18 protein-coding genes are annotated in these 19,260 nt (G+C 53.5%); 9 read left to right on the top strand and 9 right to left on the bottom strand.

The window, feature by feature from the left end; all coding sequences use genetic code 11:
• Nucleotides 1-166: 166 nt before the first annotated feature.
• The 9 genes from J7M22_18470 to J7M22_18510 are packed head-to-tail and all read right to left on the bottom strand — an operon-like array spanning nt 167 to nt 10,139.
• Nucleotides 167-1,144, bottom strand: coding sequence for a dipeptide ABC transporter ATP-binding protein (locus tag J7M22_18470; GenBank protein MCD6508591.1), 978 nt, complete (start codon nt 1,142-1,144; stop codon nt 167-169).
• Nucleotides 1,137-2,126: an ABC transporter ATP-binding protein gene (locus tag J7M22_18475; GenBank protein ID MCD6508592.1), complete on the bottom strand. Its 990-nt coding sequence runs from the start codon at nt 2,124-2,126 to the stop codon at nt 1,137-1,139. Before J7M22_18475 ends, J7M22_18470 begins: the two co-directional genes overlap by 8 nt.
• Entirely contained in the window at nt 2,104-3,642 is a 1,539-nt protein-coding gene (locus J7M22_18480; protein MCD6508593.1) for an ABC transporter substrate-binding protein, read from the bottom strand. The genes J7M22_18475 and J7M22_18480 overlap by 23 nt, the downstream gene beginning before the upstream one ends.
• A gap of 24 nt (nt 3,643-3,666) precedes the next feature.
• Nucleotides 3,667-4,548, bottom strand: coding sequence for an ABC transporter permease (locus J7M22_18485; protein ID MCD6508594.1), 882 nt, complete (start codon nt 4,546-4,548; stop codon nt 3,667-3,669).
• Complete coding sequence (locus J7M22_18490; GenBank protein MCD6508595.1) at nt 4,518-5,537, bottom strand: ABC transporter permease; 1,020 nt, start codon at nt 5,535-5,537, stop codon at nt 4,518-4,520. The genes J7M22_18485 and J7M22_18490 overlap by 31 nt, the downstream gene beginning before the upstream one ends.
• On the bottom strand, nt 5,534-6,562 hold the full coding sequence (locus J7M22_18495) for an ATP-grasp domain-containing protein (protein ID MCD6508596.1): 1,029 nt from the start codon (nt 6,560-6,562) through the stop codon (nt 5,534-5,536). The genes J7M22_18490 and J7M22_18495 overlap by 4 nt, the downstream gene beginning before the upstream one ends.
• Before the next feature lie 3 nt (nt 6,563-6,565).
• Nucleotides 6,566-7,348, bottom strand: coding sequence for a class I SAM-dependent methyltransferase (locus tag J7M22_18500; GenBank protein MCD6508597.1), 783 nt, complete (start codon nt 7,346-7,348; stop codon nt 6,566-6,568).
• Entirely contained in the window at nt 7,291-8,976 is a 1,686-nt protein-coding gene (locus J7M22_18505) for a cobalamin B12-binding domain-containing protein (protein MCD6508598.1), read from the bottom strand. Before J7M22_18505 ends, J7M22_18500 begins: the two co-directional genes overlap by 58 nt.
• Nucleotides 8,977-9,011: 35 nt before the next feature.
• The gene (locus tag J7M22_18510) at nt 9,012-10,139 is read right to left on the bottom strand and encodes an NAD/NADP octopine/nopaline dehydrogenase family protein (GenBank protein ID MCD6508599.1); all 1,128 of its coding nucleotides are present in this window, start codon (nt 10,137-10,139) and stop codon (nt 9,012-9,014) included.
• A 321-nt stretch (nt 10,140-10,460) separates the two neighbouring features.
• Here J7M22_18510 and J7M22_18515 point away from each other — a divergent pair, with 321 nt between their 5' ends.
• From J7M22_18515 to J7M22_18555, 9 genes are all read left to right on the top strand, one after another.
• Nucleotides 10,461-11,210: a hypothetical protein gene (locus tag J7M22_18515; GenBank protein MCD6508600.1), complete on the top strand. Its 750-nt coding sequence runs from the start codon at nt 10,461-10,463 to the stop codon at nt 11,208-11,210.
• Nucleotides 11,211-11,548: 338 nt separating this feature from the next.
• Nucleotides 11,549-12,163: a dTMP kinase gene (locus J7M22_18520; GenBank protein ID MCD6508601.1), complete on the top strand. Its 615-nt coding sequence runs from the start codon at nt 11,549-11,551 to the stop codon at nt 12,161-12,163.
• A complete protein-coding gene (gene holB / locus J7M22_18525; protein MCD6508602.1) occupies nt 12,145-13,107 on the top strand; it encodes a DNA polymerase III subunit delta' in 963 nt (320 codons plus the stop codon). The genes J7M22_18520 and holB overlap by 19 nt, the downstream gene beginning before the upstream one ends.
• A complete protein-coding gene (locus J7M22_18530; protein ID MCD6508603.1) occupies nt 13,100-13,945 on the top strand; it encodes a stage 0 sporulation protein in 846 nt (281 codons plus the stop codon). The genes holB and J7M22_18530 overlap by 8 nt, the downstream gene beginning before the upstream one ends.
• Nucleotides 13,938-15,824, top strand: coding sequence for a methionine--tRNA ligase (gene metG, locus J7M22_18535; protein ID MCD6508604.1), 1,887 nt, complete (start codon nt 13,938-13,940; stop codon nt 15,822-15,824). Before J7M22_18530 ends, metG begins: the two co-directional genes overlap by 8 nt.
• Before the next feature lie 3 nt (nt 15,825-15,827).
• Complete coding sequence (locus J7M22_18540) at nt 15,828-16,616, top strand: TatD family hydrolase (protein ID MCD6508605.1); 789 nt, start codon at nt 15,828-15,830, stop codon at nt 16,614-16,616.
• A gap of 14 nt (nt 16,617-16,630) precedes the next feature.
• Nucleotides 16,631-17,581, top strand: coding sequence for a type IX secretion system membrane protein PorP/SprF (locus J7M22_18545; protein ID MCD6508606.1), 951 nt, complete (start codon nt 16,631-16,633; stop codon nt 17,579-17,581).
• 12 nt (nt 17,582-17,593) lie between these two features.
• Nucleotides 17,594-18,979 (top strand): T9SS type A sorting domain-containing protein, encoded by a 1,386-nt coding sequence (locus J7M22_18550; GenBank protein ID MCD6508607.1) that lies wholly within the window; start codon nt 17,594-17,596, stop codon nt 18,977-18,979.
• Between the two features lie 22 nt (nt 18,980-19,001).
• On the top strand, nt 19,002-19,232 hold the full coding sequence (locus tag J7M22_18555; protein MCD6508608.1) for an AtpZ/AtpI family protein: 231 nt from the start codon (nt 19,002-19,004) through the stop codon (nt 19,230-19,232).
• The last annotated feature ends 28 nt before the right edge of the window (nt 19,233-19,260 follow it).

A 19,260-nucleotide genomic window follows, 5' to 3' on the forward strand; every position in this document is an offset into this window, starting at 1 on the left:
CTTGACCCTCGACCCTTGACCATCTTAACCTCAACCTAAACCTTAACCTGTTTTTGCATCCCACTACACTCAGCGATAATATGAGCGTTTCGACTTGATCTTCCCGATAGGGAAGTTTACAAAAACCGTGTCCGTTAGTCAACTTCCCCCTTCAGGGGAGACACCCTCAGCCCGCGACCACATGCAGATGACATCTAACCCTATGTCCGGGGGATATCTCCACATCGGGCGGCGGGACTGTCTTACAGATATCCATCGCTTCAGGGCATCTGGGGTGGAACCGGCATCCTTCAGGCGGATTCACCGGGGATGGGGGGTCTCCTTGAAGGAGTATCCTCCTCCTTCCGGTGTTGGGTTCCAGCATCGGTATGGCGCTCATAAGCGCAAGGGTGTAGGGATGTTTCGGCTCAGCATAGAGCTCGTCCGCCCTTGCCGATTCCACAATCTCTCCCAGATACATCACCATAACCCTATCCGACATGTGTTTGACAACGGAGAGGTCATGTGAGATGAAAAGGTAGGATAGGTTCATCTCCTCCTTGAGTTCCATGAGTAGATTGAGTATCTGGGACTGTATCGAGACGTCCAGCGCCGAAACCGGCTCATCGCAGACGATGAAGCTTGGATTCAAGGCTATCGCCCTCGCTATGGCGATCCTCTGTCTCTGTCCTCCGCTCAGCTCGTGCGGATATCTATCGATATATGAGGAGGGGATGCCGACCCTATCGAGCAGATCCCTCACCTTTTTGTTTCTCTCCTCTCCCGACATGAGGCCATGAATCTTTAACCCCTCCTCCACCAGATCTCCCAGGGTCATCCGAGGGTTTAATGAGCTGTAGGGGTCCTGGAAGATCATCTGCATGTGTCTTCTCATCCCACGCATCTCTTTTCCTTTCAGTTTAAGGATGGATTTCCCCTTGAAGAGGATATCACCGGAGGTCGGCTCTATCAGGCGGAGCACAGTTCTGCCGAGCGTGGTTTTGCCGCAGCCGCTTTCCCCGACCAATCCCACAACCTCACCCTCCCTGACGGTAAAGGTAACGCCGTCCACCGCTTTCACGAATCCCTTCACCCTGGAGAAAAGCCCTCTTCTTAAGGGGAAATACTTTCTGAGTCCGATGACATCCAGCAGCGATCTATCCATCATGATATCTCCAGCATGCCACCATATGTCCTTCCTCAATCTCTTTGAGCTCAGGCTCGTCTGCCTTACACCTCTCCGCCGCGTAAGGGCAGCGGGGATGGAATTTACATCCCGGCGGATAATCCAGGGGATCGGGCACAATTCCGGGGATCGTGTACAACCTCTCACCACCGGGGTAATCCAGCCTAGGCCGCGATTTAAGCAGGCCGATGGTATATGGATGCTTTGGATCACGGAAGAGATCGCCTTTGGGAGCGCACTCCACCATCTTCGAGGCATACATCACTCCGACATGATCCGCTATCTCGGCCACCACACCCAGGTCATGTGAGATGAAAAGGATCGACATGCCGTATTCCTCCTGCAGCTCACACATCAGATCCAGTATCTGCGCCTGAGTTGTCACGTCGAGAGCGGTTGTGGGCTCATCAGCTATCAGGAGCTTGGGATCACAGGAGAGGCCCATAGCTATCATAACCCTCTGTCGCATTCCGCCGGACATCTGATATGGATATTCGCCGAGCCTTATGTGCGGGTCGGGTATGTTCACCCTAGCTAGCATCTCCAAGGCCATCTCCCTGGCCTCATGTTTCGAGACCTCCTTGTGCAGTCTGATCATCTCCACCATCTGATCGCCGATCGTAAGGACGGGGTTCAACGAGGTCATGGGGTCTTGAAAGATCATTGCTATCTCGTTCCCCCTGATCCCTCTCATCTCCTTAGGGCTCAGTTTCAGCAGGTCTCGGCCGTCGAAGTTTATCTCACCGCCAACGACTCTGCCCGGAGGGGGGAGGAGCCTCATTATGGAAAGGGCAGTTGCGGTTTTCCCGCATCCGCTTTCACCTACAAGCGCCATTGTCTCGCCTCTGTTGAGGATGAAGGAGAGACCATCCACCGCCTTTACAACCCCCTCCTCGATGAAGAAGCAGGTCCTTAGATCTTTCACCTCAAGCAGAGTTTTATCGTCCTTCCAGGTAGACATCGTGCATATCCATCCTTCCGTCCGGCGTCGGGGTCCAGTTTTTGACCGATCGTCTAACTCCGTATATCTCCTTGGGGCTGTAGAGGGGAACGACCGGCAGATCGTCATATATCAGCTTTTGCACCTCGCGGAAGTAGGATCTTCTCCTCTCCATGTCCATTCCCGTTTCAGCTTTCCCGAGGAGTTCATCCACCTTCGGATTGGAGTATCCCATATAGTTACCCCTTCCGCCCGTTTTGAACACCGGTATCAGTATGCCGACCGGATCGAGGCTGGCGTTACCCCAACTGAAGAGGAAGAGATCCCTTTCATGTTTTTGCAGTTGGGGTTTTAACACGCCCCATTCCCATACCCTCACCTTTGCTCTGATGTCTATTTTCGCCAGATCCGATGCTATCGCCTCGGCTATCTCCTTGAGATCGCTGTCGGTATCAAGCTCCACCTCGAATCCGTCCCTATATCCCGCCTCCTCCAAAAGCCTCCTTGCCAGATCGGGGTCATACCGGTATGGCTTCAGCCGGTCGTTATATCCGAAGGCGACGGAGACGAGCGGTCCGGAGAGCCTGACGGCCATACCTTCGAGGATAGAGCTGATGATGAGATCGACGTTTACGGCGTGGCTCACCGCCTGACGCACTTTAAGGCTGTTAAAAGGCGACCTTGTGCAGTTCATGCCGAGGAGGAAGGATCGGGTTCCCTCGCACGATAAGACCTTCGTTCCGGGATCGGACTCGATCTGAGATACCATATGTGGAGGCAGATTCTGGATTATGTGGCATTCTCCCGCCTTCAAAGCGGCTATTCTACTCGCGGATTCAGGTATGGGTTTGAATATCAGGGTATCCAATTTTGCCGGACCTACAGGGGGTCTTTGCGGCGATCCGCCGTAATAACCCTTGAACCTCCTCATCACGAGCCTCTCCCCCTTCACCCATTCGACGAATCTGAACGGGCCCGTTCCAACAGGATGCTCGGCGAAGTAATCGTCCCCTTTCTCCCTGATATATTTTTCAGGCACGATCTCGATAAAGGTGAGCATAACCGGCAAGATCGGCCATGGTTTGGAGGTCTTTATGAGAACGGTATGATCGTCCTCTACCACAGCCTCACTTACGGGCGCGATCAATCCCTTACGTGGCGATGATCTACCCCCTATCATGTTGGGCTTTATCACACGCTCGATGGAGAACTTCACGTCCTCAGCGGTGAAGGGATCGCCGTTGTGGAATTTCACCCCTCTCCTGAGCTTAAACCTCCATGTCAGGTCGTCGACTTTTTCCCATGACTCGGCCAGTTGGGGAACGAGGTTCATCTTCGAATCCCTCGCCACGAGGCAGTCGAACATGTTCCTGAGGACCGACTCGACGGTCCTATCCCTATGCATGGCCGGATCGAGCGTGGGGAGCGTCTGGGATATTCCGACAACCAATCTCTGTTCCTCTACCTTCTCGCCAGCGCAACCGACGAAGAGGAGGAGGGATGATAGAATCATCAGAGCGGCGATACGCTTAGGCATCCTTAGAACACCTCCTTATTGAATTTATCTTTTACGCAATCTCGGCTCAAAGGCTTCCCTTAGTCCCTGGCCGAACAGGTTCAAGGTTAAAACGAGGATAACGATGGCCACTCCGGGGAAGGTGGAAATCCACCATCCCGTCATTATGTGAGCCCTGCCCTCGTTGACCATTAATCCCCATGCAGGAGTCGGGGGTTGAACGCCCAATCCGAGAAAACTCAATGAGGCCTCTGAGAGAATAACGTTTGCCACGTCCAGCGTGCCCAAAACCACCACCGGCGTCAGCACGTTCGGAAGGATATGTCTGAATATGATGTAGAGATCATCGGCGCCTATTGATCTGGCCGACTCGACATACTCCATCTTCCTGGCGGCCAGGACCTCCCCTCGCACGAGCCTATAAAACGGAACCCACTCCTTATAGACGAGGGCGAGGATCAGATTTCTTATCCCCGGACCGGTAGCCGCCATCAGGGCTATGGAGAAGATCAGAAGCGGGAAGGCCAGGAGGATATCGACGATCATCGAGAGTATCGTATCTATCCATCCCCCGTAATATCCACCGATCAGTCCCAATACCGTCCCAACGGCAGCGGCGATCATAACCACCGTTACGCCTATGAATATGCTGATCCTGGAGCCGTAGATGATCCTGGAGAGTATATCCCTCCCCATTTGATCGCACCCAAGCGGATATCTCCAGCTTCCTCCCTCCATCCAGGCCGGTGGTTTGAGCCTTCGTGTGAGATCGCCGTCCTTGGGATCATGGGGCGCTATCAGAGGGGCAGCGATGGCCATAAGGATGAAGGATAGGACTATGATCCCACTTGCCAGACAGACCTTATCCCTTTTAAGCCTTCTCCAGTGATACCCCTTCATGTCACCTCGACCCTCGGATTGAGCCATATGTAAAGTATGTCCACCGCAAGGTTGACAAGCACATAGGTCGCAGCGTAGACCATGACTATCCCCTGGACGAGTGGATAATCGCGGGCATAGATGCCGTTAACCGCCAGTGATCCGAGCCCCGGCCAACTGAAAACCGTCTCGACGATCATGTTGCCGCTTAAGAGCACCCCTATCTGCAGGCCCAGCACGCTCACCGTGGGGATCAGAGCGTTTTTAAGGGCGTGTTTCATAACCACCTTCCACTCCGGAAGGCCTTTGGCTCTGGCCGTTCGGATGTAATCCTGCTCCAAAACCTCCAGCATGTTCGCCCTTATCATCCTGACCGTGACGGCCACGGCTATTCCCCCAAGCGTGATGGCCGGGAGGATCAGATGGCGGATCGAGCTTAGAAGGGCCCTTACATCAAGCGTGATAAGGCTGTCAAGCAGATAGAGGCCGGTGATCCTGTGTGGTTCGGCGCCGAAGGTGCTCCTGCCTGAAATCGGCAATACCTCCAAGCCCACGCCGAATATCAGTATCAAGATAAGCCCCAGATAAAAGCTGGGGAAGGATATCCCACCCAACGAAAGAAACGTGACGATCCTATCGAAAATGGAGTCGCGATACACGGCGGAGAGAACCCCCAGAGGGATGGAGATGACCACAGCTATCAGAAAGGAAGCAAGGCTTAACTCCACCGTCGCCGGTAGCCTGCTTTTTATGAGAGATATAACGGGCTGTTGCTCGGAGAAGGATCGGCCGAAATCGCCTCTCAGAGCGTTGAGGAGAAAGGCGGCGAACTGCTCGTGCAGAGGCTTATCAAGTCCGTATTCTCTCCTGAGCGCCTCTATCTCCTCCTTCGTGACGTGTCCCGCCTCGCCTATCATCAGCTCTATGGGATCCCCAGGGGCGAGATGCATCAGCATGAACACGATGAAGGCCACGCCGAACATCGTGGGGATCAGTCTGATAAGACGTCTGGCGATTATAACCCAGATGCCCTTCATCCCCTCGAAAGCCTCCTCAGAATCTCAGGTGGGAGTATTTCCTTCAGGGAAGACGGCACGGGCAGATCCATACCTTCAGATCGCCATCTACGGATCGAGGCATATATAACGCCCGCCACCACAGCTTCATAATCCATGCCGAGTCCCTTGAAACCGGTCAGATAGTAGCTTTCGAAAACCGGCTGGCCGTTGATCTCGATGGCGTATAATCTGCCTTCATCGTCCATTATGACATCGGCCCTGCCATAATCCCTCAGCGAACAGGCGTCGTACATCCGCTCGGCGAACTCCGCCAGCCTGTCCCTCAACGGCTTATCATGAAGGGGTTCGGGCTCAATCGGTCTGGTGCCAGGAGCTCCCTCTTTCATGCGATGCGTTATAACGATCGGCTTGGACCCCCTCCGAGGAACGAGCTCCGAGGGTGCTATGATCTTCCCCTTTCCGTTCCCCATTATCGATATGGTGAACTCCCTGCCGTGGATGTATCGTTCAGCAAACAGGCCCGATTTCGATTGTGAGATGAGCTCTTCGAGCCTCCTTTTGAGCTGCTCCCCGGTATAGAACACGTTATCCTCCGTTATGCCCCTACTGCCTCCTCCTATAATCGGCTTGAGGATCAAAGGATAGCTCTCCAGAGGGATATCATCTATATCTGAGACGGATTCGAGTCTAAAGATCCGAGGCGTTCTGATTCCATATCTAGCCCATATCTCCTTAGCTTTGACCTTCGAAAGGGCGTTGTTCAGGCCATCGGGATTTGACCCCACATATGCGATCCTCATCTTTTCCAGTAAGGGGCTTATCCTCTGTCTTCCGTCCTCATCGGTGGTATGATCTATGGCGGCGAAGACCAGATCGGGTTTGTATTCCTCTATATCCCGGATCAGACGATCCAGGGTTGTGACAAATCTATGGATAGGTTCGATATCCATCCTTTCCAGCGCCCTTGCCATTCTCTTATACTCCTTTGGCCTGCTGCCGCCGTAGAGTTCGGGGAATTGAGAGCTGAAGATGATCATCCTCATATTTCATCCCTCCCTCGGTTTAAGAGCGACGGTTATGAGCCTGTCCGCTTTATCCGCGGCGATCTCCCTATCCCTGAAATTTCCGAAGCATTTCACATCCTTAAATCCTGTCCCTTCGAGCAGGTATCGTATCTCCGGATACGTCAGCAATCTTATATGATGAACCTCTCTGTTCTCCAGCGTTTCCGATCCGATCTTTATAGTGGCATGTTCAGTTTGAATCCATATGGCGTTGACCTCATCTATACGGTATTTCAATCTACGTTCGACGCTGATGCCATCTCCTTTTCCTCTATGCACCTCTTCGCTTTGAAATCCCACCCTGAAGAACTTGAAAGGGCTTATCAGATCGAGGATCAAAATCCCGCCCGGCCTGAGGGATCTATGGAAACCCTTCAGGGCGGCGACTATCTCATCGTTTTCGTTGAGGTGATTGAGCGAGCTGAACATGCAGAACATGGCATCGAAGGTTCCTGATTTGAAGGGCAGATACCGCATATCACCTCGGACCACCGGGAGATCTCCGCCCTCCTGAAGACAGCAGGAGAGCATGGCGGAGCTGAAATCGACACCGATCACATCATATCCGAGCCGCCTGAGAGGTATGGCAAGCCTCCCTGTGCCGCAGGCAATATCTAGGACGAGATTCACCTCCCTGTGAGCGAGACTTCGGAACGCCCAGTCCAGGAAATCGACCTCAGCCTGTCTGTCCCTTATCCTATCGTATATTATCCGACAGTATATCGCGAAGAGCTCATTATATCTTCTATCTTTATCTCTTTCCATATTATTCCCACCCTTTCCTTCTCAGAGAGGATGTTCCCGTTCTCATCCACGGCATAGCATGCACCGTCTATGATTTTAGTCAGGACACTTCCCCTGGTATCCTTTGATGGCAGAATCTGCGGCGCGTCCAGAATACCTGTTCTCACGGCATCGGCGAGGTTCTTCGGATCCGTGAACGGGTCATCGCATCGTTCTTCGCCGAGCCTTTTTATAGCGCCCAATATCACCTTTGCCTCGGCTTTCAGCTCCTCCTTTCTTCGCTGCACGTCGGGATCAAGGGTCATCTCAGGCATGCCGTTAATGGCGTTTTCCACCACCTTATGGGCGATTCGGCAGCTTTCGATGACCTCCTCTGCTTTTGCAGCGTGGTCGCCCTCACAATATCCGACCACATGCAGTATCTCAGGTCTAAGGGACATCTGAAGCATAACTGAGGAGGCGAGCTGCCCCTTCGCCATATCCAGATCCGACGGGAAGCTCATCAATCCCGCCCTCGTCTCACGATGCACCGTGAAATCATCCTCCTCGAGCGCCTCCACCATCTCCACGGCGGCCAGCATCTTCGCCAGATCCATCTTAAAGGAGAGGCCGGGTGGGGTGTTAAACATCAACTGCATGACATAATCCCTGACGCCTAACCTTTTAGCTATGTAGGCGCTGAGGAATGAATCGGCCACATATACAGCATCATGTGCACCTCTGAGCGTCCAATGGTGTGGATCATTCACTTCGACCGGAATCCCCCTTTCAGCATGCCATCTTATCGCCTCCATATGTGCCCTTATGGACTCCTCCAGTTCCATCGGCCCTCTGCGATCGATTCTGTTGAACCAGAATATGGGTATGGCGGCGAAGCAGTTGTTTATGGTATCGAGGAATATACGGGCCATCTCCACAAGATCGCTCGTTCCGGCGTAGATCCTCAAAAGGGGATAATTTCCGCATCTGGAGGCCTCATAGAGCATCCTGAGCTGCTCTACATTCCTTATCGGCACACCTCCCGCTCCTCTACGCGATGGATCCTGTCGTTCGGGATGTAGGAAGTTCTCCTGAGCATCCTGATCGGGCGCTATCGAGATGATATCCAGAACCTCCGACTCAGCAATGCGTTTGATTCCCTCAAGTGTCTCCTGGAAGGACGGAAGGCCGAAATGATGTCTGATAAGGGGATATGGATACCTCTGGGCGATCCTGCCCAAGAGGGTGGAGGCATGGTACCTCCTTACCATACGGCTCCTTTCACCTCGGAGAAAGGAGAGAACATCCTCCAGGTTCGTATTTCCCCCGAAGACGACGTCGAAGAAATGCATGTTTCTGGCTATTTGGGCCACAGGCTCAGTCCCACCGAAGACATATATCCTGTTCTCCCTTAACCTCTTCCCCTCGATAATCTGGGCTAATCTCCTCAGCCAGATCTCTCCCGTTTCGGGACTGAGTCTGTAGCTTATGGCCACAATAGCGGGGTTGGTATCCTCTATCTTCTCCGCCACCCTTTCAGGTTTTACGGCGGCGCCTATGAAGATAGTCCGATATCCCTCCTCTCTTGCCAGCTGGAGGAAAGAGAGGATTCCCGCCACGTGCACACACTCCCCTAAGCACGCTCCCAGTATAAGTCTCCCTTCGGGCATAGTATCCCCCCTTTCATATCAGGATTTGTCGAGGGCTAGGCAGTAGCCGTGACGTAAGGCTTTTCGCCTTGAGGGAGCACGAGTTTGAAAGAGGTTACGGCATCAGGCCCTTCCAGGGCGAGGCGTCTTATCTCCCGGATGGAAAGTCCCTTCAGGCCGAGGGTCTCGGCCGTCCTACCCATCTCCCAATAATTCACGCCATGCACGATACAAGCGAGATGAACGATGGAGCGGATGGTAGGGGTTGGAACCTGCAACATCTCCCCTATCGAGGCCAGGGGGACAAGGCTTGTGGGGACATCCTCGGTGATGTATCTGTGGTTCAGGGTATCCGGTGCAGATATCCCCTCGTAGGCCGAATTTTTTCGCAGCGCGTCGTAAAGCGTTCTACCCGCTACGTCATACGCCAGATAAAGCCACTCCCTGGCCGTGTAGGTTCTCACACCCAGCGCTGCGGCCACTGCGACTCGTTCTCTGTCTATCTCCTCAAGCACACGAGCTACAGATGGTGTTACCCCCTCGGTGTAGTAGTCGAATTTCTCCCTGAGCTCGACCCTTGGCGTGTTAAGGAGCAGAAGAGCCGGGTGGAAAACGGCGCCTATGTTGTTGAAGCTGGTGTTGAGCACCGTATCGGCGGGGACGAACTGCGGGAAAGCTTTTCTGACAACCCTTAAGACTTGAGGAGTTAGATAAGCCGGCAAAGCGGCCAGCGGAACGCTATTTTTTATCCTTCTTATCATCACCCTATAGGGGTTTACGGTCCGGGAAGCGTAGAGGAAAGTTTGGGCCTCCGCTATTATAACACCCTCGGATGCCTCAAACCTCTCCAGGATGTTGACGAACTCCAGCGCTCCGCCAGTTCTACCAGGGTTGAGGATGACGATTTGATTCGGATTTAGATAGGGCGCCGATATCCTGGCTATGTAGCCGTGACCTGTGGCGGGGATCGCCACCATTACGACGTCCGATTCCGACAACGCCTCTTCTACATCGGCTGTGGCGGTCCTGATTCTACCGAAACCCTCAATCGCTCCCATGACCTCGATTCCACCTCGTTTCCTCACCCCTTCTAATCTCTCCTCGCTTCGGTTCCAAAGGATGACGTCGAATCCCATAATCGCCAGATGGCCGGCCATCGCCAGGCCGCCGTTTCCCGCTCCCATAACGCAAAACCTCGGCGACCGCCTCAAACGGCATCACCTCCCTGTATTATGTTTTATCTCCTAAACCCTAGCGGCAGGAAGAAACATAGCTGAGAATTACGATAACCGAACTTCGGCTGGTCTCTTTTATTTTAACGACAAAATGAGCTTATGTCAAGTATCCCCCACATTCCTTTGTGCAAATGCCCTTGACGTATACACCGACATAATCGTATACTACTGACGTGCATCGAGGCACGGTAAATGTAAAGCTCAGCAGGAGCAGGATGTTCGTTGATCCGGATACCCTGTTCCTGCGAAATCAACCAAGGGGGGAGAATCATGAGGAAGATCAACATTCTTATCATCCTGGCGGTATTTACGATATGTGCCCTCGCATCGGCGCACGAACCGGGTTATGTCTATGAGGCGATGAGGACGAAAAGCCCTCCTAAGATCGATGGCAAGCTGGACGATATCGTCTGGAAGCTCGCACCGAGTGTGAGGCTGGAGAACATAAACACAGGGGGGAAGGTGAAGGAGGAGTATGTCAGCCTAGCATGGGCGGTATACGACGACACCTACATCTACGTCGCCTTCAAGAACGGAGAGCCGAATCCGAAGAAGATCACGACCGCTTCTCCGGGACACGATAAGAACGTTTGGAAGGACGATGAGAACGAACTCTTCATCGAGCCAAACCATGCCGGATCAAAACCTTATTTCCACATCATGATAAACGCAGCCAACGTGACGCAGGACGATGAAAACGGTGGAGCGGAAAGCGCATGGGAGCCGAAGAGCTTGGAGAGCGCCACCTCCATAGGGGATACCTACTGGGTGCTGGAGCTGAAGATAGCCTTCACAGACCTCAAGGTGAATGAGACACCGGTTGGCAAGACATGGGGATGGAATTTCAACAGACATATCGTCTCCGGGGTGGATATCTGGACGGGATGGAGCGAGACAGGTCCCTCTTTCCACACGCCATCAAGGTTCGGCGATCTGATCTTCAGCGAAAAGGCGCTGAGCGTTTCCTCAAAGGATAAACTCGCCACATTATGGGGTGAGATAAAGATTAATCGCCGATAATCAATGAGAGACACAATCAGGGGGCGCGAACCACAGCGCCCCTTGAAGGGTGATCTCGCTGGAAGATCTTCTCCTACCCTGTGACCCCCTCCCACCTCTAATATTGCGTTACTTGCGTGCTCTTTCTTTCACGCAACGAACGCAATAACGCATAACGCGGGAACGCAAGATGGTGTACACAGACTGCCTTTCATCCCACCCTTAAAAGGATGGGCTTTCCCGGCGGCTCTCGTAAATCTACATAGGGAATTTCTGTATGTTCCAGGGCAAAATTGCAATTTCCTCGCCCTTTATGATATAATGAAGCCGTAGAAACCAAGAGATTTAAAGGCAAACGCATGTTCATCACCTTCGAGGGAATAGAAGGTTCAGGTAAATCCACACAGGCCAAGTTACTGGTCGAATATCTCAGGGGAAAGGGATTAAACGTAATCCTGACTCGCGAGCCAGGGGGGGTGGAGCTTTCGGAGAGGATACGATCCATACTGATAGAGACGGGCCTGGATATATCCCCCCGAGCGGAGCTATTGCTGTTTTTGGCCTCACGGGCACAGCACACTGACGAGCTGATCCGCCCTTCCCTACAGAAGGGACATATAGTGGTGTGTGATAGGTATATCGATGCATCGGTGGCATATCAAGGCTACGGGAGGGGATTATCTATCGAGATGATAAAAAGGCTCAACGACTGGGCCACGGGCGGAATTCGGCCGAACCTGACGGTTCTCCTAGACCTGTCTCCCGAAGAGGGATTGAAAAGGGTGAGGACATCGAAAAAAACGGACAGAATTGAGGGAGAGAATTTGGAGTTTCACAGGCGGGTCAGAGAAGGATATCTGGAGATAGCCCGATCCGATCCCGATAGGTTTCTCGTTCTGGATGCTACCAGGAGCATGGAGGAAATCCAACGCTTCATAAGGGAGGCGGTCGAGGCGTGTTTAAAGACGTCATAGGACATGGAAGAATAATAGAGATGTTAAGGTCACAGATCAGGGCGGGGAAGGTGGCAGGCGCCTATCTCTTCGCCGGTCCGGAGGGAGTCGGCAAACGCCTCGTAGCCGTGACCTTCGCCAAGGCCCTGAACTGCCTCCAGCTTCCCGATGATTCGTGCGATTCCTGTATCTCCTGCAGGAAGGTAGATGATGGCAACCATCCTGACGTCCAGGTGATAAAGCCGTCCGGCAACTGGCTGAAGATAGATCAGATAAGGGCGATGCAGAGGCGAGCCTCCTTCAGGGCGATGGAGGGGAGGTATAAGGTCTTTATTCTGTTAAAGGCTGATAGGATGACCGATGAGGCGGCGAACAGCATGCTCAAAACCCTTGAGGAGCCCCCCTCGGATACGGTCTTCATATTGGTGGCGACGGACATGAGCATGATCCTGCCCACCATTCTCTCCAGATGCCAACTGTTCAGATTCCACCGTATACCTCGCGAGACGATCAGTAAGGCCCTTCAGGAGAGGTTTCTGATCGGCGAGGCGACGGCCTCCAGGATAGCGCTTCTATGTGGGGGTAGGATCGAGAAAGCTCTAAAAATGGCTGAAAATCCCGGTTCGATCGAGGATGAGGAGATCCCCAAGGTGCTCAGGGGAATGGAGATTTTAGAGATCTTTAAGATGGCCGATGAGCTGAGCTCCAACCCCGAAAAGCTGGACTGGTTGCTTACGTGGTACAGGGATCTGATGCTCGTCAAAGAGGGGGTCACGTCTGATAAGCTCACCCACCCGGAAAGCTGGGAGGAGCTGAAGGAGATCTCCAAGAAGATCCCCAGAGGACGCATATTGGAAGCGATGCGAGAGATTATGCTCACCCGCGACATGATCCAACATAACATCAACGCCATGCTCGCCATGGAGGTCCTATGTCTCAGGCTGAGGGGGATAGGGGATGTTTAAAAGGAATGAGGGGATAAAGATAGCCAAGATAAGGGTGCCTGAGGAATACTCGACCTATTTCGAAATCGGTGAGTGTGAAGTGCACGTGGGAAACTGGTATGTCGTTGAAAGCCCCTATGGGGGAGATGTCGGGGAGGCGCTCTGGAAGTTGACGATACCCAGGTCCTCCGTCCGCGGCAGGGCGCTTAAAGTGCTCAGGGAAGCGACGGACGAGGATCTGATAATGGCTCACGAAAACAGGGTGAGCGAGAAAAGGGCATTTAAGATCTGCCTTCAGAAGATCAAAGAGCACAACCTGCCGATGAAGCTATCGAGGGTGAAATACACGTTTGACGGCGATAAAATCCTCTTCTTCTTTACGGCGGATGGGAGGGTGGATTTCAGGGAACTGGTCAGGGACCTGGCCAGAACCTTTAGGAAACGAATAGAGCTTATACAGATCGGGGTAAGGGACGAGGCCAAGCTCTTGGGTGGATGCGGCGTTTGCGGGAGACCCCTTTGCTGCTCCTTATTCATGGATCAGTTCAAGGCGGTTAACATCAAAATGGCGAAAAATCAGGATCTCAGCCTCATACCGTCCAAGATATCGGGGCTGTGCGGCAGATTGTTCTGCTGCCTTAGATTCGAGGACAACTGGTACTGTGATGTCAAAAGATCCCTCCCTCGACAGGGCGAAGTGGTCAAAACGCCCTACGGCGTCGGGGAGGTACTGGAGGTTGACATCTTCAGGGAGACCCTTAAGATCAGGCTTGAGGACGAAACCGAGGTCAAAATAGAGGCCTCGGAAGCGATCAGGGGAAAATGGAGATATAATCCGAGGAGATTGGAAGATGAATAGAGGAAAGTTCTACATCACAACGCCTATCTACTACGTCAACGCTCGACCGCACATAGGGCATGCATATACCACAATGGCGGCCGATATCGTCGCGAGACATCATAGATTAAAAGGCGATGACGTGTTCTTCCTCACAGGGACGGACGAACATGGACAGAATATCCAGCGCACGGCCGAGGAACACGGCATGCCCGAAAAGCAGTACTGCGACATGATCGCCGAGGAGTTCAAAAGGCTCTGGAAGAAGTTGAGCATTTCCAACGATTATTTCGTCAGAACCACGGACGAAAGACATATCAAGGCCGCGCAGAAGTTCTTTGAGGCGGTCTATAAATCCGGGGATATCTACAAGGGACATTATGAGGGGTGGTACTGCTCCAGGTGTGAGAGGTTTTATCTGGAAAAGGAGCTACAGGACGGAAAATGCCCCATACACGATATGCCGGTCGAATGGATCAAGGAGGAGAACTACTTCTTCGCCTTGTCGAAGTATAGGAATAAGCTGCTCAGACACATCGAGGAGAATCCCGATTTCATCCAGCCCGAATCCAGGCGTAACGAGGTTTTAAGCGTCCTGAGGGAGGGGCTGGAGGACATCAGCATATCACGTTCCACCGTTCGATGGGGCATACCGCTCCCCGTAGATCCCTCACAGACCATGTATGTCTGGATGGACGCGCTTTGTAACTATATCTCCGCCATCGGATACGGCGATGACCCTGAGACCTTCCGCAAGTACTGGCCCGCCGATCTGCATCTGATAGGCAAGGAGATAATAAGGTTCCACGTGATCATCTGGCCCGCACTGTTGATGTCGGCAGGGCTCCCTCTACCTGAAAGGATCTTCGCCCACGGGTGGCTGACCAAGGACGGGAAGAAGCTCAGCAAAAGCACCGGAAACGTTATAGATATAGACGAGCTGGTGGACAGGTTCGGCGTCGACCCTGTCAGATACTTCTTCATGAGGGAGTTCAGCTTCGGCAAGGACGGCGATTACACCGATAGCGCCTTTATAACCCGCTATAACGCGGACCTTGCAAACGACCTGGGCAACCTGGTTAATCGAACGGTGAATCTCGCCCGCAGGTTCTTCCAATCCGTTCCCCCTAACGATCACCCCGGGGAACATGATGAAGAGATAATCGGAATGGCGATCGAGGCGCATCGTCGATCCTCAAAGCAACTGGACGATCTGGCCTTCGATGAGGCCCTGGAGACGATCTGGCAGTTCATACGAAGGCTGAACAAATACGTCCAGCAGACCGAGGCGTGGCGGCTGGCTCAGAATGAAGATACAAAGGGGCGAGCAGGGACGATCATATATAACTGTCTCGAAGGACTGAGGTTCATATCGGTGATGATATACCCCTTCATGCCCGAATCGGCCCTGAGGATAAGGGAGCAGATCGGATTAAAGGGGCTGGACGAGGATTACAGCTCGCTCGAATCCTGGGGAGCTCTTAAACCGGGCACGCCCCTCGGGAAACCGGAGCCGATTTTCCCGAGGATCAAGGCTGAAAAGGCGAAAAAGGCAAAAGGGCAGCCTAAAAAGGAGGAGCTCATAACGATAGACGACTTCCGTAAGCTCGATCTGAGGGTGGCCGAGGTTTTGGAGGCCGAAAAGGTCGAAGGGACAGATAAGCTCCTGAGGCTCGTCGTCAACATCGGCCATGAGAAAAGGCAGATCGTGGCCGGAATCGCCGAGTATTATTCGCCCCAGGAGCTCATAGGGATGAAGATCATCATGGTGGCGAACCTGAAGCCGGCCACCATCCGTGGGATCGAATCGCAGGGGATGATCCTAGCAGCCGTAGGCAAGAGGGGATGTGCGGTGGCCACCGTCGATAGAGAGGTGCCCACAGGCACCAGGGTGAGGTGATCTATGAGCGGCGCCCTCGTGGATACACACTGCCATCTACAACTCGATGATTATAGAGACGATCTCCATGAGGTGCTCAAACGGGCAAGGGAGGCCAATGTGGTGAGGATGATAGCGGTCGGATTCAACCTCCAAACAAGCCGTCTTGCCGTGGAGCTGGCCTCCCGATTCGAACAGATCTACGCCACGGTCGGCGTTCATCCCCATGACGCCAAAGAATTCAACGAGAGGACGATCGACGAGCTCAGGAAATTGGCTCGAAGGGAGAAGGTGGTGGCGATCGGTGAGATAGGGCTCGACTACTACAGGAACCTCTCGCCGAGGGAAAAACAGAGATATGCCTTTGAAAGACAGCTGGAGCTCGCGGGAGAGCTGGGGCTGCCGGTGGTGATCCACGATAGGGACGCTCATGAGGATGTGGCGATAACGCTCGAACGGTATATAAACGTGTTCAAGGTGAACATCTCGGGGGTGATGCACTGCTTTTCGGGCGATTGGAAATTGGCCAAAAGATGTCTGGACGTTGGATTTTACATATCGATAGCGGGGCCGGTGACCTATCCGAACTCGGCCGATCTGAGACAAGTCGCCTCCAAGGTGCCGATCGATAGGGTTCTCGTGGAGACCGATTCCCCTTGGCTCGCACCACAACACAGGAGGGGTAGACGGAATGAGCCGGCCTATGTGAAATTCGTCGCCAGGAAGGTGGCCGAGCTGAGGAGAATGCCGTTCGGAAAACTCGCCGATATCACCACGCAAAACGCCGTTAAGCTTTTCGGAATCCAGATCTGAAACGAGGTGAGGTTATGTCGAAGATCTTCCCCTTGATCCTTATCGTTTTCGCCCTCATGTTTGTCTCGACTTCGGAGGGCGCTTTTCAGGATGTGGATTTTGATGCCAGAAGCGCGGGCATGGGCGGGGCGCCTGGGCTTGTGGACGGGGGGCTTACGGCCGCCTCGAACAACGTCGCCGCCTTGGGCTTCGCCGATGATATCCAGATCGGGCTGACCCACTCCTCCATTTTCGCCGATCTGGTTCGGGCGGAGTTCATCGGGATATCCCTGCCGTTTGGGAAGCTCGCCTCCCTTGGACTATGGGGTTCGATCTTGGGAGATGCCAAGGGGGTATATTCGGAGAGGATGATCTCGGTCGGATACGCCGTTAAACCCGCCTCCAATCTTGCCCTTGGACTGGCGGTGAAGTTTCTGAGGACGGGTTATGATCTCGAGGACGAGGCTATCAAGGCCAACCCCTATTTCTCAAAGACATCCGCCTCCGCTTTCACGGGTGATATCGGTGTGGCGGTCAATCCGTCTGAAGGGCTTTTCATCGGCATCTCGCTGCAGAACGTGATCCCGACCGACGTTTCGGTCTCCTCCTCGGGTGAGGATCAGGTGCCCGTCATCGCCCGCGCCTCGATCTCTTATAAGTTCTCCTCCATAGCCTCGGGGGTGCAGCAGGAGTTCATAGGGAAGCTGCTCTCCAGAAGCCAGGGGAACTTTGAGCTTTCGCAGCGATCCAACGATACAACGATAAGGCTGGGTGTGGAGTCATGGCCGAGCGATATGCTGGCCGTCAGGTTCGGATACGCCTACTGCGGGGGCAAACTGCAGGGGGGAACTATCTTCTCCTTGGGAGGAGGATTGAATTTGAAACTGGGAGGTGTGAGGTTGACCCTGGATTACGCCTATCAGACAGTTATCGGGGACCTGGTGGACAACACCTCCCACAGGATATCATCAACTTTCATCTTCTAACGGAGGGGAAGGGTGAAAGGGCTGATATTTGCAATTCCGATCTTTCTGGCGATATCGTCCCTCTCTCTTGGCGCCGTCAGCTCAACCGGTGAGATAAACGTAGAGGGGAACGATGAGGGGGTGGTATTCGCCAGCTCAAGTGCCGTTATGACGGTCGCTCTCATCATAGACAGATCTCAGGCTGAACCGGGCGAGGAGATCAAGACGATTCAGATCTTTATCCCGGCGGGGTTCACCGTCAAGTCTGATTACCTAAAATCGGTCAAACTCAACGGCAAGGAGATCAAAGGCGTTAAGGCCATCGCGGACGATATCTCGTTGAGGGTGATTCTGCCGGAGCTGATAACGGACGTCAACACATATGCCGAGATCTCATTTAAGGTCGAGACCCCGCCGCATGAGCTTCCGCAGAGGGTTGTGTTTGATGTGTTATTGTTGAATTTCGAGGATAAACCCATAGGGGAGTTCGTCAAACCCGGCAATGCCGACGGCAGGGATAACAACGACAGCTTCGCCGTCGCCGTTAAACCCAACATCCCTCCGCCGCCGCCCGCCGATTTCAACGCTCAGCTCGATCTCAGGGGTGAGAACGATGTCCTGCTTACCTGGAGACGATCCGATGACCCGGATGTCCGCGGATATTACGTCTATCGGGACGGCGAGAAGATAGCTCAGGTGCCGAACCCGAAAAGCGAGAAGGTTGAGTGGAAGGAGATTAACGTTCCCCCCGGGAGACATATATACCATGTCGAAGCGTTCAAGACGGAGCTGATACGCTCTCAGCCTTCCAACAAGGTCGAGCTGATCGTCAAGGAGGATACCTCCCCGCCATATCCACCCGCTGACTTCAAGATAAAGGAGTCAAGGGATGGGTTCGAGATATACTGGTCCGCCAGTCGATCGGAGGACGTGGTCAGATATAACCTCTACTTTGGAACCTCCAGATCAGACCTGCAGATCATAACCTCCCTTGAAAGATCCCAGATCGGCGATGAGGAGGGATACAAGTATTTCCACACCCCACCACGTCATGTTAAATCCTTCGTCTTCGCTGTCGAGGCTGTCGACGAGGTGGGGCTGAGGTCGCAGAGGCTGTTCCAGGAGAGACACGCTCTGCTCGAGCCGTATCCCAACCCGTTCACGCCTCTTTCATCCGATCCGGCCTTCAATAAGGTGATCTTCTCGGCAGCGGCCATCGAAGGGGCTGAGGGGGAGTTCTCGGTGAAGATCTTTGACCTCAGGGGCAGATTGATCGTCGAGCTTAAGGATGAAACGGGCGAGGGGAGAGTCTCATGGGACGGCAAGGTGAACGGACAGGTGGTTGAAAGCGGCATATACATCTATCAAATCAGAGTCGGCGATCAGTACAAGGTCGGGACGATAATTTTGGCCAAGTGAAAGGAGCAGAGGAGATGATACGATGTTCTTCAGGAGACGGGGTGAGAATCAGGGGGAGGGGTGGAAGGCCTTCGGGGAGATGAGCACCATAGGGATGGTGCTCGTCGTCTCCACGGTCATAGGGTTTCTGATAGGCAGATACATCGGCGTTAAGCTCGGCGAGGAGACCCTGGGGGCTGTGATCGGAACGATCCTGGGGGCAGGAGCGGGATTCCTCGAGATGTTCAGGATGGCGAATAAATACCTGAGATGAAACGATGTCCGCCGTCTCTTCACCGCTG

This window comes from Candidatus Poribacteria bacterium (assembly GCA_021162805.1).
In the GTDB taxonomy this organism is placed as follows: Bacteria; Poribacteria; WGA-4E; order B28-G17; family B28-G17; genus JAGGXZ01.

Bases quoted from the DNA above. Each gene is read 5' to 3' on its own strand.
- J7M22_18470 (MCD6508591.1), bottom strand. From the start codon at position 1,144: ATGGATAGATCGCTGCTGGATGTCATCGGACTCAGAAAGTATTTCCCC.
- J7M22_18475 (MCD6508592.1), bottom strand. From the start codon at position 2,126: ATGTCTACCTGGAAGGACGATAAAACTCTGCTTGAGGTGAAAGATCTA.
- J7M22_18480 (MCD6508593.1), bottom strand. From the start codon at position 3,642: ATGCCTAAGCGTATCGCCGCTCTGATGATTCTATCATCCCTCCTCCTC.
- J7M22_18485 (MCD6508594.1), bottom strand. From the start codon at position 4,548: ATGGCTCAATCCGAGGGTCGAGGTGACATGAAGGGGTATCACTGGAGA.
- J7M22_18490 (MCD6508595.1), bottom strand. From the start codon at position 5,537: ATGAAGGGCATCTGGGTTATAATCGCCAGACGTCTTATCAGACTGATC.
- J7M22_18495 (MCD6508596.1), bottom strand. From the start codon at position 6,562: ATGAGGATGATCATCTTCAGCTCTCAATTCCCCGAACTCTACGGCGGC.
- J7M22_18500 (MCD6508597.1), bottom strand. From the start codon at position 7,348: ATGGAAAGAGATAAAGATAGAAGATATAATGAGCTCTTCGCGATATAC.
- J7M22_18505 (MCD6508598.1), bottom strand. From the start codon at position 8,976: ATGCCCGAAGGGAGACTTATACTGGGAGCGTGCTTAGGGGAGTGTGTG.
- J7M22_18510 (MCD6508599.1), bottom strand. From the start codon at position 10,139: ATGGGAGCGGGAAACGGCGGCCTGGCGATGGCCGGCCATCTGGCGATT.
- J7M22_18515 (MCD6508600.1), top strand. From the start codon at position 10,461: ATGAGGAAGATCAACATTCTTATCATCCTGGCGGTATTTACGATATGT.
- J7M22_18520 (MCD6508601.1), top strand. From the start codon at position 11,549: ATGTTCATCACCTTCGAGGGAATAGAAGGTTCAGGTAAATCCACACAG.
- J7M22_18530 (MCD6508603.1), top strand. From the start codon at position 13,100: ATGTTTAAAAGGAATGAGGGGATAAAGATAGCCAAGATAAGGGTGCCT.
- metG (MCD6508604.1), top strand. From the start codon at position 13,938: ATGAATAGAGGAAAGTTCTACATCACAACGCCTATCTACTACGTCAAC.
- J7M22_18540 (MCD6508605.1), top strand. From the start codon at position 15,828: ATGAGCGGCGCCCTCGTGGATACACACTGCCATCTACAACTCGATGAT.
- J7M22_18545 (MCD6508606.1), top strand. From the start codon at position 16,631: ATGTCGAAGATCTTCCCCTTGATCCTTATCGTTTTCGCCCTCATGTTT.
- J7M22_18555 (MCD6508608.1), top strand. From the start codon at position 19,002: ATGTTCTTCAGGAGACGGGGTGAGAATCAGGGGGAGGGGTGGAAGGCC.